Source organism: Luteimonas changyuni (assembly GCF_039548395.1).
In the GTDB taxonomy this organism is placed as follows: Bacteria; Pseudomonadota; Gammaproteobacteria; order Xanthomonadales; family Xanthomonadaceae; genus Luteimonas.
Genome location: NZ_JBCLUZ010000016.1, coordinates 46,343 through 63,079, shown reverse-complemented (window position 1 = coordinate 63,079; position 16,737 = coordinate 46,343). Strand labels below are relative to the sequence as shown.

15 protein-coding genes and 1 tRNA gene are annotated in these 16,737 nt (G+C 69.3%); 6 read left to right on the top strand and 10 right to left on the bottom strand.

Annotated features, from left to right (window positions below; all coding sequences use genetic code 11):
- Positions 1 to 68 precede the first annotated feature (68 nt).
- From WCD84_RS08160 to WCD84_RS08135, 6 genes are all read left to right on the top strand, one after another.
- On the top strand, positions 69 to 545 hold the full coding sequence (locus WCD84_RS08160) for an NDR1/HIN1-like protein (protein ID WP_343254929.1): 477 nt from the start codon (positions 69 to 71) through the stop codon (positions 543 to 545).
- Positions 546 to 591: 46 nt separating this feature from the next.
- Positions 592 to 2,382, top strand: a complete 1,791-nt coding sequence (locus WCD84_RS08155) for an acyl-CoA dehydrogenase C-terminal domain-containing protein (protein WP_343281038.1) — start codon at positions 592 to 594, stop codon at positions 2,380 to 2,382.
- A 49-nt stretch (positions 2,383 to 2,431) separates the two neighbouring features.
- Positions 2,432 to 3,088: an HNH endonuclease gene (locus tag WCD84_RS08150; protein WP_449280086.1), complete on the top strand. Its 657-nt coding sequence runs from the start codon at positions 2,432 to 2,434 to the stop codon at positions 3,086 to 3,088.
- 167 nt (positions 3,089 to 3,255) lie between these two features.
- Positions 3,256 to 4,482 (top strand): hypothetical protein, encoded by a 1,227-nt coding sequence (locus WCD84_RS08145; RefSeq protein ID WP_343281037.1) that lies wholly within the window; start codon positions 3,256 to 3,258, stop codon positions 4,480 to 4,482.
- A gap of 69 nt (positions 4,483 to 4,551) precedes the next feature.
- Complete coding sequence (gene dxs, locus WCD84_RS08140) at positions 4,552 to 6,468, top strand: 1-deoxy-D-xylulose-5-phosphate synthase (protein WP_343281036.1); 1,917 nt, start codon at positions 4,552 to 4,554, stop codon at positions 6,466 to 6,468.
- A gap of 70 nt (positions 6,469 to 6,538) precedes the next feature.
- The gene (locus WCD84_RS08135) at positions 6,539 to 7,642 is read left to right on the top strand and encodes a sensor domain-containing diguanylate cyclase (RefSeq protein ID WP_343281035.1); all 1,104 of its coding nucleotides are present in this window, start codon (positions 6,539 to 6,541) and stop codon (positions 7,640 to 7,642) included.
- A 14-nt stretch (positions 7,643 to 7,656) separates the two neighbouring features.
- Here WCD84_RS08135 and WCD84_RS08130 read toward each other — a convergent pair whose 3' ends face one another.
- The 10 genes from WCD84_RS08130 to thrS all read right to left on the bottom strand — a co-directional run bounded on the left by WCD84_RS08130 (position 7,657) and on the right by thrS (position 16,623).
- A complete protein-coding gene (locus WCD84_RS08130) occupies positions 7,657 to 8,751 on the bottom strand; it encodes a TraB/GumN family protein (protein ID WP_343278613.1) in 1,095 nt (364 codons plus the stop codon).
- Between the two features lie 107 nt (positions 8,752 to 8,858).
- A tRNA-Pro gene (locus WCD84_RS08125) sits at positions 8,859 to 8,935 on the bottom strand.
- 66 nt (positions 8,936 to 9,001) lie between these two features.
- Positions 9,002 to 9,358, bottom strand: a complete 357-nt coding sequence (locus WCD84_RS08120; protein ID WP_343254937.1) for a MerR family transcriptional regulator — start codon at positions 9,356 to 9,358, stop codon at positions 9,002 to 9,004.
- The gene (locus WCD84_RS08115) at positions 9,351 to 9,653 is read right to left on the bottom strand and encodes an integration host factor subunit alpha (RefSeq protein WP_343254938.1); all 303 of its coding nucleotides are present in this window, start codon (positions 9,651 to 9,653) and stop codon (positions 9,351 to 9,353) included. The genes WCD84_RS08120 and WCD84_RS08115 overlap by 8 nt, the downstream gene beginning before the upstream one ends.
- A 13-nt stretch (positions 9,654 to 9,666) precedes the next feature.
- A complete protein-coding gene (pheT, locus tag WCD84_RS08110) occupies positions 9,667 to 12,042 on the bottom strand; it encodes a phenylalanine--tRNA ligase subunit beta (RefSeq protein ID WP_343281034.1) in 2,376 nt (791 codons plus the stop codon).
- Positions 12,043 to 12,091: 49 nt separating this feature from the next.
- The gene (pheS, locus tag WCD84_RS08105; RefSeq protein WP_343254940.1) at positions 12,092 to 13,147 is read right to left on the bottom strand and encodes a phenylalanine--tRNA ligase subunit alpha; all 1,056 of its coding nucleotides are present in this window, start codon (positions 13,145 to 13,147) and stop codon (positions 12,092 to 12,094) included.
- A 144-nt stretch (positions 13,148 to 13,291) separates the two neighbouring features.
- Positions 13,292 to 13,651 carry a 50S ribosomal protein L20 gene (gene rplT / locus WCD84_RS08100; RefSeq protein ID WP_343254941.1) on the bottom strand — a complete coding sequence of 120 codons (360 nt, stop codon included), beginning with the start codon at positions 13,649 to 13,651 and terminating at the stop codon, positions 13,292 to 13,294.
- A 13-nt stretch (positions 13,652 to 13,664) separates the two neighbouring features.
- Positions 13,665 to 13,862 (bottom strand): 50S ribosomal protein L35, encoded by a 198-nt coding sequence (gene rpmI / locus WCD84_RS08095; RefSeq protein ID WP_055249161.1) that lies wholly within the window; start codon positions 13,860 to 13,862, stop codon positions 13,665 to 13,667.
- A 241-nt stretch (positions 13,863 to 14,103) separates the two neighbouring features.
- The gene (gene infC, locus WCD84_RS08090; protein ID WP_343254984.1) at positions 14,104 to 14,625 is read right to left on the bottom strand and encodes a translation initiation factor IF-3; all 522 of its coding nucleotides are present in this window, start codon (positions 14,623 to 14,625) and stop codon (positions 14,104 to 14,106) included.
- 93 nt (positions 14,626 to 14,718) lie between these two features.
- Positions 14,719 to 16,623 carry a threonine--tRNA ligase gene (thrS, locus tag WCD84_RS08085; protein WP_343281033.1) on the bottom strand — a complete coding sequence of 635 codons (1,905 nt, stop codon included), beginning with the start codon at positions 16,621 to 16,623 and terminating at the stop codon, positions 14,719 to 14,721.
- Between the last annotated feature and the right edge of the window lie 114 nt (positions 16,624 to 16,737).

The following is a 16,737-nucleotide window of genomic DNA, read 5'->3' as shown; positions in this document are numbered from 1 at the left end:
ACCGGGCAGGACCATCCGCCACCGTATCGAGCGATGCTATGCTCGGGTCCACCGTTCAGGAGGCAGCAATGGGTCGTCGAATCCTCGCGTTCACGTCGCTGGTCGTGCTGCTTGCGACCGCCTGTTCCAGCGGCCCGGTGCGCCGCATCTCTGAGCCTGCGGCAAGCATCCAGCAGCTGACCGTGCAGGCCGACGGCAGCTGGTCGGTCAACCTGCGGCTGCAGAACTACAGCAGCATCCCGATGCGCTTCGACTCGGTGGATTTGAAGGTCACCGTCGGCAACCAGGACGCCGGCACGCTGCAGCATGCTCCGGCGCTCGAGATCGGCCCCGAGTCGGCGGACGTGATCCCGGTCGCGATGGTGCCGGCGTCCAGCGCGCGCATGGTGCTGGCCGATGCGCTTGCCGCGGGCCGCAGCGTCGACTACGTCCTCGAAGGCAACATCCAGGCCGCACCGGCTGACAAGGGGTCCGCCCGCGGCTACAAGGTGAAGCGCGACAGCGCGCTCAGCCCCGCACCGGGCCTGCCCGGCGTCCTGCGCTGAATCCCGCCACTCCATCCCGACCGATCGCAAGGACACGTCCCCGGATATGAGCCAGTACACCGCCCCGCTCGACGACATCCGCTTCATCCTCAACGAGGTGCTCGACGCACCGACGCAGTTCGCCCGCCTCGGCCACGCCGATGCCACGCCCGACGTCATCGATGCGGTGCTCGAGGAGGCCGCGCGCTTCAGCGCCAGCGTACTCGCGCCGCTCAACGCCGTTGGCGACCAGCAGGGTTGCCACCATGACCCCGCCACTGGCGAGGTGACCACGCCCGACGGATTCAAGGCCGCCTATGCGCAGTACGTCGAAGGCGGCTGGCCGGGCCTGACCGCGGCGCCGGAGCACGGCGGCCAGGGCCTGCCGCACCTGGTGGGCACGCTGGTGAGCGAGATGATCAACTCCGCCAACCTTGCCTGGGGCAACTTCCCGCTGCTTTCGCACGGCGCGGTCGAAGCGCTGCGCCAGCATGGCGAGGACTGGCAGCGCGAGGTCTTCCTGAAACCGCTGCTTGAAGGCAGCTGGACCGGCACCATGTGCCTGACCGAGCCGCACTGCGGTACCGACCTGGGCCTCCTGCGCACCCGCGCCGAGCCCGTCGACGACGGTGCGTATTCGATCACCGGGACCAAGATCTTCATCACCGCCGGCGAGCACGACTTCACCGACAACATCATCCACCTGGTCCTGGCCAAGCTGCCGGATGCGCCGCCGGGGGCGAAGGGCATCTCGCTGTTCGTCGCGCCCAAGTTCAAGGTTTCCCGCGACGGCATCGTCGGCGAGCGCAACGCGGTGCGCTGCGGTTCGATCGAACACAAGATGGGCATCAAGGGTTCGGCGACCTGCGTGATGAACTTCGACGGCGCCCAGGGCTACCTGGTGGGCGAGAAGCACGGCGGGCTCAAGGCGATGTTCACCATGATGAACTCCGCGCGCCTGGGCGTGGGCCTGCAGGGGCTGGGCCTGTCGGAGCGCGCCTACCAGAACGCGCTGCGCTACTCGCGCGAGCGCCTGCAGTCGCGTGCGTTGACCGGGCCGAAGTTCCCCGAAAAGCCGGCCGACCCCATCATCGTGCACCCCGACGTGCGCCGCATGCTGCTGTCGGTCAAGGCCCTGACCGAAGGCAGCCGGATGCTGGCGATGCACGCCGGCAGCCTGCTTGACGAGGCCGCCCATGCCAGCGACCCGGCCGCGCGCGAGCGCGCCGAGACCCTGGTCGGGTTCCTGACCCCGATTTCCAAGGCCTGCCAGACCGAGTGGGGCATCGAGAACACCTACAACGCGCTGCAGTGCTTCGGTGGCCACGGCTACATCGCCGAACACGGCATGGAGCAGCTGGCGCGTGACGCCCGCATCACCACGCTCTACGAGGGCACGACCGGGATCCAGGCCATGGACCTGATCGGGCGCAAGACGGCCTCGTCGCAGGGCGCGGGGCTGAAGCTGTTCCTGGCCGACGTGGAGGCGTTCTGCGCGACCCTGGCCGGCGACGATGAACTCGCCGACGACGTCGCCACCCTGCGCGCCAGATGCGCGGAATGGGGCGAACTGACCACCGGCGTGCTGGGCCGTGCGGCCGGCAACCCCGACGAACTCGGCGCGGCCGCCTGGGACTACCTGTTCTATTCGGGCTACGTGGTCCTGGCGTACTGGTGGCTGCGCGCGGCCGTGGCGGCACGCGATTCGTCGCGGCCGGCCGCTTTCAAGGAGGCGAAGCGCGAAACCGCCCGCTTCTACTTCGCCCGCATCCTGCCACGCACCCTGGCCCACGCCGCCGCGATCCGCGCCGGCGCCGGGTCGCTGATGGCGCTCGAGGCCGATCATTTCGGTGCCTGAGCCGGCCCCTACACAAGCCGTCATGGGGAGCGTATAAACTGCTGTTCCCATGGAACCCGGCAGAGCGCGACTTCGCCTTGTCAGCGGCATGGAACCCCCGGCACCGCCGGCGACCCCGCAGTCAGCGGGCATGGGGGTCCCGGCCCTGGGTCGCGTGCGCCTGCTGGCCCTGGATGCCCACGGCCGCGCGCTTGACTGGATGAGCTGGCAGGAGGCTACCTGCCTGTACGTGCGCGGCGCAGTCGCCTGGACCCTGGGCGAGCCCTGCCTTGCGGTCCGCGGCGGCACCAGCCGCGCCACCGGGGCGCGCAGCGTGGTCGAACTCCACCCCATCGTGGCCGCCCGCGGCCATGCCAGCGCGCGGGCGCTGGATCCGACCCCCGCGCTCACCAACAGCGCACTCTTCGCCCGCGACCAGCACCTGTGCATGTACTGCGGGCATGCGTTCCCGCGCCAGAAGCTCACCCGCGACCACGTCCAGCCGGTGTCGCGCGGCGGGGTGGACACCTGGGAGAACGTGGTCGCCGCTTGCTTCGCCTGCAATTCGCGCAAGGGCGGCCGCAATCCGGCCCAGGCGTCGATGCCGCTGCTCGCCATCCCGTACCGGCCAAGCTGGATCGAGCACCTGATTCTCTCCAACCGAAACATCCTCGCCGACCAGATGGCCTTTCTCTCCAGTCAGCTGCCCAAGCGCCGGCGCTGCTGACGATCCCGGCTCCGTCGCGCGCTGCACGTCGCAGGCTCAACGCGACCGGCGTCACCAAACACGGGACGAAGTGACGCACCGCAGCCGCAAGTGCCGCCCTGTGCGCGTTGACGGCCGTCACCCGCTCCGCAACACTTCGGGCAATTCAACGTCAGGAATGCTGCGCAATGTCGCTGACCCTCGGCCTGACCGGGATGGACCCCGCCACCGAAACCGCACTCAAGGCCGCCTTCATCGAGGCGAACGCACAGCTGGGCGAGTGCTGGTCGCTGGTGCCGGACGCCGACGCCGGGCACATCGTCGTCGACATGGACAGCATGTACGGGCCGATGAGCTGGCTGCGCCTGCACGCCTCCGGCCGCAAGGTGATCGGGCTGACCTCCGCACCGCGCACCCAGACCGACTACCGGCTCGGGCGTCCGTTCGATACCGCGCAGCTCGTGGAGCTGCTGGTCGATGTCGCGCGCGGGATGGGCATCGAATTGCCGCAGGCGGGTGAAAGCGCCGCGAAGCCCCCGGCAACTCCCGCCGCCACAGGGTCGCCCGACGCCAAAGCCGCCGCTGCGGACGCCGCCCCGGCTTCGGACGCTGCCGATACGGCTACTCCCGCGCACGCACCGGCTGCGGCTGCGGCTGCGGCTCCAACTGCGGCTCCAGCTCCGGCTCCGACTCCAGCACCGGCACCTGCGCCCCTCGTCTCCACGTTGCTGCGCCCAACTCCCGAAGCCGAGCCGGCTCCCGTGGCGGAGGCCGCCCCGGCTGCTGCAGCCGTTCCGCCGGCATCGGCATCCGCCGACAATCCCGCGGCCGCCGCAGCCCTGCCCGTACCGGACTCACTGGCCGCGTGGCTGCAGCCCGGCGCCCTCACGGGCAAAGTGCGCTACCGCCAGGACGGACACCCCGTCCTGTTGATCGATGCGTCGAACGACATCTGGTTCGGCCCGGCTCAGCTCAAGCCCCTGGCTGCCTGCTTCGAACGCGGCATCGAGGCTTCGGACTTCGAGCCCCTGGGCGCGGAGGAGTGGGCGCGCGAGACGGCATCGGCCGGCGCCGCCCAGCCGCTGTCGCGGCTGCGCTGGTTCGACGGCCTGCTTGCCGGTGGCGGTGCGCTGCTGCCGGGCCTGGACCCGATGGGCCTGTTCCAGCTCAACAAATGGCCGCAGACCGAACGTGAATTCCCGCGCCACTTCCGCATTGCCACCCAGATGATGAAGGGCCCGGCCACCGTGGCCGGGCTCGCCGCCGCCAGCGGCGTTCCGGAAGCCGATGTCGCCGACTTCGTCAACGCCAACCTGGCCACCGGCTTCGCCGCGCCGGTGCGCGACGAACCCGTGGTCGTGGAAGAGCCGGCAAAACCGCGCGGCGGGCTCTTCGGCCGCCTCCGCAACCGCTGAACGGGCCCTGGGGGCCGACCTCGGCCCTTCGATGCGCCGCAGTACGCCACGGCGTCCTACAATGCGCGGATGATCGACTCCAGCCGCCATCCGCGCCTTGCGCGCATCGACAGCCCGGCCCGCCTGCGTGAGTTCGACGAAGCGGAACTGCCCGCCATCGCCGACGAGCTGCGCGCCTACCTCATTGAATCCGTCGGCAAGAGCGGCGGCCATTTCGGCGCCGGCCTGGGCGTGGTGGAACTGACCACCGCCCTGCACTACCTCTACGACACCCCGCGCGACCGCATTGTCTGGGATGTCGGCCACCAGGCCTACCCGCACAAGATCCTGACCGGCCGCCGCGACACCATCCACACGGTGAAGCAGAAGGACGGCGTGGCGCCGTTCCCCAAGCGCGAAGAAAGCGAGTACGACACCTTCGGCGTCGGCCACTCCTCCACCAGCATCTCGGCCGCGCTAGGCATGGCCATCGCCGCCGCACGCGCCGGCGACGACCGCAGGGTGGTCGCGGTGATCGGCGACGGCGCGATGACCGCCGGCATGGCCTTCGAGGCCCTCAACCACGCCGGCGGCATGGAGCCCGAACCCGACATCCTGGTGGTGCTCAACGACAACCGCATGTCGATCAGCGAGAACGTCGGCGGCCTGACCAAGATGCTCGGCCGCGCCACCGGCAGCCACACCCTCAACGCCCTGCGCGAGGGCGGCAAGAAGCTCCTGGGCGACAAGAACAAGCCGCCCGCGCGCTTCGTGCGCCGCTGGGAAGAGCACTGGAAGGGCATGTTCGTGCCGTCCACGCTGTTCGAGGAGATGGGCTTCCACTACACCGGCCCCATCGACGGCAACGACATCAAGGCGCTGGCCTCGGCGCTGAAGCTGCTCCGGACCCTCAAGGGGCCGCAGCTGCTGCACGTCATCACTACCAAGGGCAAGGGCTACGAGCGCGCCGAAGGCGACCAGATCGGCTACCACGCGGTATCGCCCTTCGATCCCGACCAGGGCCTGGTGGCCAGGCCCGGCGCGGTGAAGAAGCCGACCTATACCGACATCTTCGGCGACTGGCTGTGTGACATGGCCGCCGCTGACCCCAAGCTCATGGGGATCACCCCGGCGATGCGCGAAGGCTCCGGCCTGGTGCGCTACAGCCGGGAGTTCCCGGAGCGCTATTTCGACGTCGCGATCGCCGAGCAGCACGCGGTCACGCTTGCCGCCGGCATGGCCTGCGAAGGCGCCAAGCCGGTGGTGGCGATCTACTCCACGTTCCTGCAGCGCGGCTACGACCAGCTGGTGCACGACGTGGCGCTGCAGGAGCTGGACGTGCTGTTCGCGATCGACCGCGGCGGCGTGGTCGGTCCCGACGGCGCCACTCACGCCGGCAACCTCGATCTCAGCTACCTGCGCTGCGTGCCCAATATGGTGGTCATGGCTCCCGCCGACGAGGACGAGTGCCGGAAGATGCTGTCCACCGGCTTCCGCTTCAACGGCCCGGCCGCAGTGCGCTATCCGCGCGGCAGCGGCCCCGGCGTTGCGATCGAACCGGGCCTGGACACGCTGCCGATCGGCAAGGCGCAGCTGCGCCGCGAGGGTGGGCCCATCGCCCTGCTCGCGTTCGGCGCAACGGTGCCCGCCGCCGAAGCGGTGGGTGTCGAACTCGGCCTCACGGTGGTCAACATGCGCTTCGTGAAGCCGCTGGACCGCGAGCTCGTGCTGGCGCTGGCGCGCACGCACGAAGGCTTCGTGACCATCGAGGACAACGTGGTGATGGGCGGCGCCGGCTCGGGCGTGTCCGAGCTTCTGGCCGCCGAAAACGTGTTGCAGCCGGTGCTGCACCTGGGCCTGCCGGATGCCTTCCAGCACCACGCCAGTCGCGATGACCTGCTGGCCGAAGCCGGCATCGACGCCGCGGGCATCCGCGCCGCGGTGCTGAAGCGCTGGCCGCAAATCGGCCAGGCCGAGGCCGGCGCCGCGCGCAGCGCCAACGGCTGAACGCAAGCTCCAAGGCCTATACTCCGGGCAGCAAGCGCGTCGAAGCGGGCGGTCGACCGGGGGAGGGCCAATGGTTACGGGACCAGCGAGCGGAGAGGTCGAGCGCGCATCGGTGTTCAGCTCGCCTCGCGCACGCGCGGCGCTGCCCAGGCGCGTCTACCGCTATCGCATGCTGGGCATGGGCCTGGGCGCCGTGGCGATGGCGATGGTGCTGTGGGAACTCCAGGCAGGACCCGCACGCTGGGGGCTGTGCGCGCTCACCGGCCTGGCCTGGCCGCACCTCGCCTATCTGCTGGCCAAGCGCAGCGCCGACCCCTTCGTGGCCGAGCAGCGCAACCTGCTGGTGGATTCCGCGATCGCCGCACTGTGGGTGCCGCTGATGCATTTCAACCTGCTGCCAAGCGTGCTGCTGGTTGCGCTGTCGGCGGCGGACAAGGTCAATTCCGACGTGCCCGGCATCTTCCGGCGCACACTGCCGATCTCCCTTGCCGCGCTGCTGCTGGGCGGCCTGGCGACCGGCTTCGCCTTCGAGCCGGCGTCCAGCACCGCGGTGATCCTCGCCTGCCTGCCCATGTTGTTGATCCACACCGGCATGGTCAGCCTCGGCCGGCAACACCTGGTGCGCAAGATCCTGCAGAAGAACCGGGAACTCGACGTGCTCGGTCGCGTCGACCGGGTCACCGGGCTGGCACTGCGCGGGCATTGGGAGCGCGACGCCGCGGCCGCGCTGCATGACGTCCACGCCCACGCCCGGCCCGCGGCCCTGCTGCTGATCGACGTCGACGGCTTCAAGCGCGTCAACGACGACAGCGGCCACGTCGCCGGCGATGCCCTGCTGCGCGCGGCCGGCGCCGCGCTGCGCACGCTGCTGCGCCCCGGCGACATCGCCGGCCGCTATGGCGGCGACGAATTCGCGGTGGTCTGCCCTGCGACCGGTCTGGACGAGGCCGCGCGGCTGGCAGAAACCTACCGCGCCGCCGTCGAACGCATCGCGCTGGCCGAAGCGCCCGGCCACGTGTATTCCGTGAGCATCGGCATCGCGCAGGCGCGCGCGAACCACTCGCGCATCGAGCACTGGATCGCCGCCGCCGATGCGGCGCTGTACGAGGCCAAGCGCGGCGGTCGCAACCGCTTGGTGCTGGCGCCCGGCGAGGCCGAGGACGCGAACGGCTGAGCCCGCCCGCGCCGCTACGGCGCTTCGATGACGTAGCCGCGCGCCGCGAGCTTCTCCAGCATGCCGTCGGCCTTGAGCAGGTAGTGCATCGGCAACATCGCAAAGCTCGAGTCGTGCTCGGCCAGCGCCCGGTCCACGTTGTCCAGCCAGGCCTCGCCGGCTCGCCGCGGCATGTCGGCGACGCCCAGCCGCTGCGCCAGCGCGCTGCCGGTCAGCGCCTCCTGACAGCTCACATAGTGGTTCTCGTAGGGCAGCGCACGCAGCCCATCGATGTCGCCGACAGCCCAGGCATTGGCGCGGGCGCGCATGTTGTCGAGATCGGTCTCGATCCGGTCCATGGTGCCGGCGAAGCACTCGCGGTCGGCAAGGTCACTCTCGTTCAACTCCTTGAGCACGGCCTTGGGATCCTGCACCGTCAGCTGCACCGTGGTCTCGACCAGCGGAACATCGCCGGCCTTGCGCGCCCTGCGGACCACCGGGGCCACAATGCCGCCCGTGCGCAGTCCCGACTTGTCCAGCGCCGCCTCGTACAGCGCCTGCGCCGCCAGCAGCGGGCGGCGCTTCTCGACGCCGCGGTCGCGGCCCATGTAGCGCGCCTTCAGCACCTGCCAGCGCGCGTACTCCGACGGCGACACCACTTCGCTGAGCGGCCGCTTGCCCGGGTTGTTGCGGGCGCGCAGCATCGCCGGCAGCAGCGCCATGCCACGGAAGAGGCCGACATCGGCATCGACCGCGATCGACGGCGCGCCGATGACCACCTGCGAGCCGGCAATGACGGCTTCGACCTTGCCGGAGCTCCACTCCATCCGCCGTGGCAGCGGCGACACCGTGCCCAGGATATGCAGCACGTGGTCACCGCTGCGAACCGTCCACATGCCCGGACCCGGCTGCGCGCCGGAGACGACCATGGTGTCGAGGTCGACGACGTCGTCGTCGGCGGCAGTCCCGGCCTGATCCACGCCCGCCGGGGTGGCGATGGGGTCCATCGCCTGCGGCGGCGCGATGCTGGTGACCGGCTCCCTGTCCTGGGCTTGCGCCCGTGCACCCACCGCGGCCATGGCGATGGACATCGCCAGGACGACCAGGATCCCTGTCTGCTTCCCACGCATGCCGCTCTCTCCCTGTTGGCGTTGACGCGGTTGGAACATGGCGCGCACGGAAGGTTCCCGGATCCGGAAAGCACGAAGCCCGCGCGAGGCGGGCTTCGTACTCGAGATGGTCGGGGTAGCCGGATTCGAACCGACGACCACTTGTCCCCCAGACAAGTGCGCTACCAGGCTGCGCTATACCCCGGTCGGAGAATTATAGCCGCCGCGGCGCCGCGATGGGAGCCGCCGGGCATCGAAACTTCGGATGTGCTCAGCGCCGCAGCAGCTGCAGCACGTCCTCCAGCTCCATCCGCACCTGGCGGATGATCTGGCTGCTGAGCGCGGACTCCTGCTTTGCATCGTCGCCCTCGAGCCGCAGGCGCGCGCCACCGATGGTGTAGCCCTGCTCGTACAGCAGGCCGCGGATCTGGCGGACCATCAGCACGTCGTGGCGCTGGTAGTAGCGGCGGTTGCCGCGGCGCTTGACCGGGCTGAGGCTGGGGAACTCCGTTTCCCAGTAGCGCAGCACGTGCGGCTTGACGTCGCAGAGCTCGCTGACCTCGCCGATGGTGAAGTAGCGCTTGGCCGGGATCGGCGGCAGTTCGCGATTGCTGCCCGGATCAAGCATGGCTGCCTCCAGCGTAGGCCTCGACCCGCTCCTTGAGCTTCTGGCCGGGGCGGAAGGTGACTACGGTGCGCGCGGAGATCGGGATCTCCTCGCCGGTCTTGGGGTTGCGGCCCGGGCGCTGGTTCTTGCGACGCAGGTCGAAGTTGCCGAAGCCCGAAAGCTTGACCTGGCGGCCGCCCTGCAGGGCTTCGCGCAGCGCGGTGAAGAAGGCATCGACGAATTCCTTCGCCTCGCGCTTGTTCAAACCCACTTCTTCGTAGAGCCGCTCAGCCATTTCAGCCTTCGTCAACGCCATGCCAGCCCCCTGGTCAATTCCTGATCCTTGCGCCGTGCGCCCCGGCAGCCGCAGCGGTCACCGAAGCCACCACCGCATCCACATCGCGGTCGGTCAGCGTGCGCGAATCATCCTGCAGAATCAAGCCCATGCCGACACTCCTGAATCCTGTTTCCACGCCCTTGCCGGCATAGACGTCGAACAGTTCCAGGCTACGCAGGAAGGGTCCCGCGGCGGCCACCGCGGTGGCCTGGAGCTCGCTCCAGGCGATGCCGTCGGCAACGATGAATGCAAGGTCGCGGCGCACCGAAGGGAACTTCGACAGCGCGCGCGCGCGCGGCAGCTCACGGACAAGCAGCGCGCCCAGATCGAGTTCAAACGCCACCGCCGGGTGGTCGAGGTCCAGCGCCTGCTGCAGGCGCGGATGCAGCTCGGCGATGACGCCGACCACCGCGCCATCGCGCAGCACTTCTGCCGCGCGTCCGGGATGGGCCCATGCCGGCGTTGCGGAACGGAACTCCAGCCGCGTGCCCGACAGCGTCGCCAACGCTTCCAGGTCGCCCTTGATGTCATGGAAGTCGACGCGGCGGGCGGGTACGCCCCACTGCTCGGCGGCGGCGTTGCCACTGGCGACCGCGGCGATGCGGGGGATCTCGCGCGGCGCCTCGCCGGCGGCGGTCGCGACGAACACCTTGCCCAGCTCGAACAGGCGCACGCGGTCCTGCTGGCGCGCGGCGTTCCGCGCCAAGGCATCCACCAGCCCGGGCAGCAGCCGCGGGCGCATCACTCCAAGCTCGGCGCTGAGTGGGTTGGCCAGCCTGACCAGTGGCTCATCGGCCTGCCAGCGCCCAAGCAGCGCGGCATCCACGAAGGCGTAGTTGATGGCTTCAAGGTAATCCCGGCCCGCGAGCAGCCGGCGCAGGTCGTGCTCAGGCACCCGGCCTTCCGACGCCGCCACCAGGCGCGTCGAGCCGCCGGGAAGCGTGGTCGGCACGGCATCGTAGCCGTGGATCCGTGCGAGTTCTTCGATCAGGTCTTCTTCGATCGCGAGGTCGAAGCGGCGGGTCGGAGCGGTGATCGTCCAGCCTTCGCCGGCGGCCGCCACGCCCAGCCCCAGCGCGCGCAGGATGCGCTCGACCTCGGCATCGGCGATGGCCACGCCCAGAACCCGCGCCAGGCGCGCACGGCGCAGCGTGATCGTGCCCGGACGCGGCAGCGCGTCGGCGATCACGGCTTCGCAGACCGGCCCTGGCACGCCACCGGCGATATCCAGGACCAGGCGCGTTGCGCGTTCGATCGCGGTGCGCGGCAGCTCCGGATCGACGCCGCGCTCGAAGCGGTGCCCGGCTTCGGTGTGCAGGCCAAGGCGCCGGCCACGGCCGATGATCGCGGCCGGCGCGAAGTGCGCGGCCTCGAGGAACACCGTGCGCGTGGCGTCGGTGACGCGGGTGTCGAATCCGCCCATCACGCCGGCCAGGCCCACGGGGCGGTCGGCGTCGGTGATCGCCAGGAAGCCGTCGTCGAGGGCGGCCTCGCGACCGTCGAGCAGGACCAGCGATTCGCCGGCGCGGGCGCGGCGAACGCCGACCGGACCCTTCAGCAGGGCACGGTCATAGGCGTGCATCGGCTGGCCCAGCTCCAGCATCACGTACTGGGTGATGTCGACCAGCAGCGATACCGGTCGGATGTCGCTGCGGCGCAGGCGTTCGGCCATCCACACCGGCGTGGCCCGGGTGGCGTCGATGCCTTCGATGACCCGGCCGAGGTAGCGCGGCGCATCGCCACCGGCTTCCAGCCTCAGCTCGACCGCAGCGTCGCTGGCGGCCGGCACCGCCGCGGCATCAAGCTCCACGACCGTGCCGCCACAGGCCGCGGCGACGTCATAGGCAATGCCGCGCACGCTGAAGCAATCGGCGCGGTTGGGCGTGAGCTTGAGTTCGAAACTGGCGTCAGGCAGACCCAGGAACCCGGCCAGCGGGGTGCCCACGGGGGCGTCGGCCGGAAGCTCGAGCAGGCCCGAGGCGTCGGCGTCCAGGCCCAGTTCCTTCGCCGAACACAGCATGCCGTTGGACTCCACGCCGCGAAGCTTCGCAGGCTTGATCAGCAGCTCGCCGACCTGTGTGCCCACGGTCGCCAGCGGCGCGACCAGGCCCACGCGCGCGTTGGGCGCGCCGCAGACGATCTGCAGCATGCCCACCGCGCCCGCATCGACCTGGCAGACCTGCAGGCGGTCGGCCTCGGGATGCTTTTCCGCCGACACGATGCGCGCGACCACGACACCCTGCAGCGCCTCGCCCAGCGGCGTGACGTCTTCGACCTCAAGGCCGATGGCTGTCAGGGTCTCGGCCAGCGCCTCGCGCGTGGCGTCGGTGGGGACATGCTGGCGGAGCCAGTTCTCGGAGAATTTCATCGAAGCACCCGGATGGCAGGGTCGTGGGCCTGAGGCGCGCCGCGCGCGCTCACGCGAACTGGCGCAGGAAGCGGAGGTCGTTGTCGAAGAAGCTGCGCAGGTCGTCGACGCCGTAGCGCAGCATCGCGAAGCGCTCCACGCCCATGCCGAAGGCGAAACCGGTGTAGCGCTCCGGATCGATGCCGACGTTGGCCAGCACCTTCGGATGCACCATGCCGCAGCCCAGCACCTCGAGCCAGCGCGTGCTGCCGTCAGCCTGGGTCCAGGCGATGTCGACCTCGGCCGAGGGCTCGGTGAAAGGGAAATAGCTGGGGCGGAAGCGCATCTCGAAGTCGCGCTCGAAGAACGCGCGCACGAATTCGGCCAGCGTGCCCTTGAGGTCGGCGAAGCTCGCGTGCTCGTCCACCAGCAGCCCCTCGCACTGATGGAACATCGGCGTGTGGGTCTGGTCGGAGTCACTGCGGTAGACCTTGCCCAGCGCGATCATGCGCAGCGGCGGCTGGCCGCCGCGGGCAAGCAGGTCCTGCATGTATCGCACCTGCACGCCCGAGGTGTGGGTGCGCAGCACGTGGCGCTCGCCGCTGCCGTCGCCAGCGCTGCCGTCATGGGCGCTGCCGTCATGGGCAGTGTAGAAGGTGTCGTGCATCGCCCGCGCCGGATGGTGCGGCGGGAAATTGAGGGCCTCGAAGTTGTGCCAGTCGTCCTCGATCTCGGGGCCGTCGGCAAGCTCGTAGCCCAGGCGGCCGAAGATGTCGGCAATGCGCTCCATGGTGCGGCTGACCGGGTGCAGGCCGCCGGTGGCGGCATCCCGGCCCGGCAGGGTCACGTCGATGGTCTCGTTGGCCAGGCGGGCGTCGAGCGCGGCGGCGTCGAGCGCGGACTTCCTCGCACCCAGGGCCGTGCCAAGGGCGTCACGGGCGCGGTTGATGGCCTCGCCTGCGGCCTTGCGCTGGTCGGCGGGCAGTCCGCCCAGCGACTTCAGCTGCGCGGTCACGCTGCCATTCTTGCCAAGCAGGGCCACGCGCAATGCCTCGACGGCATCCGGCGTGGCTGCGGCGGCGATATCGGCAAGCGCCTGCTCGCGGATCTGTTCGATCAGGATCATCGGGGCACCATCGAAAGCCAAAACGAAACATGGGGAAGGACTTGCGCCCTTCCCCACGTGGGAGCCGCTACAGCGGCGATGTCGTCATGCCCGGCTCGCCGCCGGAGCGGCCCCTGCAGCAGGGCGGGACGACGCCGGGCGGACTCAGGCTGCGAGCGCGCCCTTCGCCTTCTCGGCCAGCGCGGCAAAACCCGCCGCGTCGTGCACGGCGATGTCCGCCAGCACCTTGCGGTCGAGGGTGATGCCGGCCTTCAGCATGCCGTTCATGAAACGGCTGTAGCTCAGGCCATTGATGCGGGCCGCGGCGTTGATGCGGGTGATCCACAGCGAGCGGAAATTGCGCTTCTTCTGCTTGCGGCCGATGTAGGCGTACTGCAGGGCCTTGGTGACGGCCTGCTTGGCAACGCGGAACACCTTGCGGCGCGCGTTGTAGTAACCCTTGGCCTGCTTGAGGACCTTCTTGTGACGGCGGCGTGCCTGCACACCACGTTTGACTCGTGCCATTGTTCAGTCCTCCTCAGAGATACGGCAGCATGCGGTCGAGGCGACCGCTGTCGCACGCCGGGATATGGTTCGTCTGGCGGAGATTGCGCTTCCGCTTCGTCGCCTTCTTCGTGAGGATATGGCTGCGGTTGGCGTGGCCCGCCTTGTACTTGCCGGAAGCAGTCTTCCGGAAGCGCTTGGCCGCGCCCCGATGCGTCTTGATCTTGGGCATTGCGATGTCCTTGTTGGTAGCTCTTCTACTGGCCCGGGCGGTGGCTGGCGCCACGCTTTCCGTCCTGCCCTTGCCTGCTTGATGGCCCCGGGCGCCGAAGGCAGCCGAGGCGGGTCCAACCGGCCCACCCGCAATGCGGGCGAACCGAGCCGCGCATTATGCACGGAGGCGGGTCCATGTGGCAAATCACCTACCCCGCGACCACGGGGACGGGAAGGTCACGCGCCGACGGCGCGCGACATCACTTCTTCTTCGGCGCGATCATCATCACCATCTGCCGGCCCTCGAGGCGGGGCCTGGACTCGACGACGATGTCTTCACCCAGGTCGGCCTCGATGCGGGAGGCCATGCCGCGACCCAGCTCCTGGTGGCTCATCTCGCGGCCACGGAAGCGGATGTTGACCTTGATCTTGTCGCCTTCCTCGAGGAAGGCACGCATCTTGCGCAGCTTGATCTGGTAGTCGCCCTCGTCGGTCACCGGACGGAACTTGACTTCCTTGATCTCGACCTGGCGGGTCTTCTTCTTGGCTTCGTTCGCCTTTTTCTGCGCTTCGAACCTGAACTTGCCGAAGTCCATGATCTTGCAGACCGGCGGATCGGCGTTGGGCTGGATCTCGACGAGGTCCAGGCCCTCTTCAACGGCCATGGCGAGGGCTTCGTCGCGCGAAAGCACGCCGATCATCTCGCCATCCGAGCCGATCACGCGTACGCGGGGTACGCGGATGTCGAGGTTCCTGCGATTCTGCTTGTCCGGGGTACTGATATTGCGATCTCCGTGGGTGGCACTTCTGGCAAGGCCCCGTGCTCCGGGACCCACTGTGCCCGCCACATGGGCAGGCACCGGGCTACATGATACTCAGGGACCCTGCTCCGCGTGCATCCTGGCCGTGAAATCGGCCAGCGGCATCGAACCCAGGTCCTCCCCTGCACGCGTGCGGACGGCGACTGCGCCCTGTTCCTTTTCGCGGTCCCCCACCACGAGCAGGTACGGCACGCGCTGCAGCGTGTGCTCGCGGATCTTATAGCCGATCTTCTCGTTCCGCAAATCCGATTCCACCCGGACGCCTTGATCTGCAAGGGTTTTCCGGACCTCGTCGGCCCAGTCGCCCTGGGCGTCGGTAATGTTCATCACCACCGCCTGGACCGGGGCCAGCCAGGCCGGGAAGGCCCCGGCGTGGTTCTCGATCAGGATGCCGATGAAGCGCTCCATCGAGCCCACGATGGCGCGATGCAGCATGACCGGCGTGCGCTTCTGGCTGGCCTCGTCCACGTATTCGGCGCCAAGGCGGCCCGGCATCATGAAGTCGACCTGCATGGTGCCCAGCTGCCAGGTGCGGCCGATGGCGTCCTTCAGGTGGTACTCGATCTTCGGACCGTAGAAGGCACCCTCGCCCGGCAGCTCCTCCCACTCCACGCCTGCGGCAGAGAGTGCATTGCGCAGCGCGGCCTCGGCCTTGTCCCAGGTGGCGTCGTCGCCCAGGCGCGACTCGGGCCGCAGGGCCAGTTTCACCTGCACTTCCGTGAAGCCGAAGTCCCGGTAGACCTTCATCGCCTGGGCGTGGAAGTCGGTGACCTCGGACTCGATCTGCGATTCGGTGCAGAACACGTGGCCGTCGTCCTGGGTGAAGCCGCGCACGCGCAGGATGCCGTGCAGCGCGCCCGAGGGCTCGTTGCGGTGGCAGCTGCCGAACTCGCCGTAGCGGATCGGCAGGTCGCGGTAGCTGTGCAGGCCCTGGTTGAACACCTGCACGTGGCCGGGGCAGTTCATGGGCTTCAGCGCGTAGGTCCGCTTCTCGGACTCGGTGAAGAACATGTTTTCCTTGTAGTTGTCCCAGTGGCCGGACTTCTGCCACAGGCTCACGTCCAGGATCTGCGGGCAGCGCACCTCGCCGTAGCCGCTCGTGCGGTACACGCCGCGCATGTACTGCTCCACCACCTGCCACAGCGCCCAGCCCTTGGGATGCCAGAACACCAGGCCCGGGGCTTCTTCCTGCAGGTGGAACAGCTCCTGGGCCTTGCCGATGCGGCGGTGGTCGCGCTTCTCGGCCTCTTCGATGCGCAGGATGTAGGCCTTGAGCTGCTTCGCGTCGGCCCAGGCGGTGCCGTAGATGCGCTGCAGCTGCTCGTTCTTCGCGTCGCCGCGCCAGTACGCGCCGGAGGTGCGCAGCAGCTTGAAGGCCTTCAGGAAGCGCGTGTTCGGCACGTGCGGGCCGCGGCACATGTCGACGTATTCCTGGTGGTGGTACAGCCCCATGGCCGTGACCTCGGGCCCCATGTCGTCGATCAGGCGCAGCTTGTAGTCCTCGCCGCGGGCCTTGAAGGTGGCGACCACCTCCTCGCGCGGGGTCATGCGCTTGATCACGTCGTACTCGGTGTCGATCAGCTCGCGCATGCGGGCTTCGATCGCGACCATGTCTTCGGGGGTGAACGGCTGTTCGCGCCAGATGTCGTAGTAGAAGCCCTCGTCGATCACCGGGCCGATCACCATCTTGGCGTCCGGATAGAGCTGCTTTACCGCGTGCCCGACAAGGTGTGCGCTGGAGTGGCGGATGATCTCCAGGCCCTCGGCGTCCTTGGGGGTCAGGATCTGCAGGCTGGCGTCGTGGTCGATGAGGTCGGAGGCGTCGACCTGGCGACCGTCGACCTTGCCGGCGACGGTGGCCTTGGCCAGGCCCGGGCCGATGGACTCGGCGACCTGCATGACGGTGACGGGGGCGTCGAACTCGCGGCGGCTGCCGTCGGGGAGCGTGATCGTGATCATGTGGGCTGGCGTTCTGGTCTGGCGGGTGGCCCCGCGGGCATGAAAAAGGCGCCACGCGGGCGCCTTCCGGATCGGCCGCGGGCAAGGATCAGCAGTGGGCGATGGTAGTGCTCA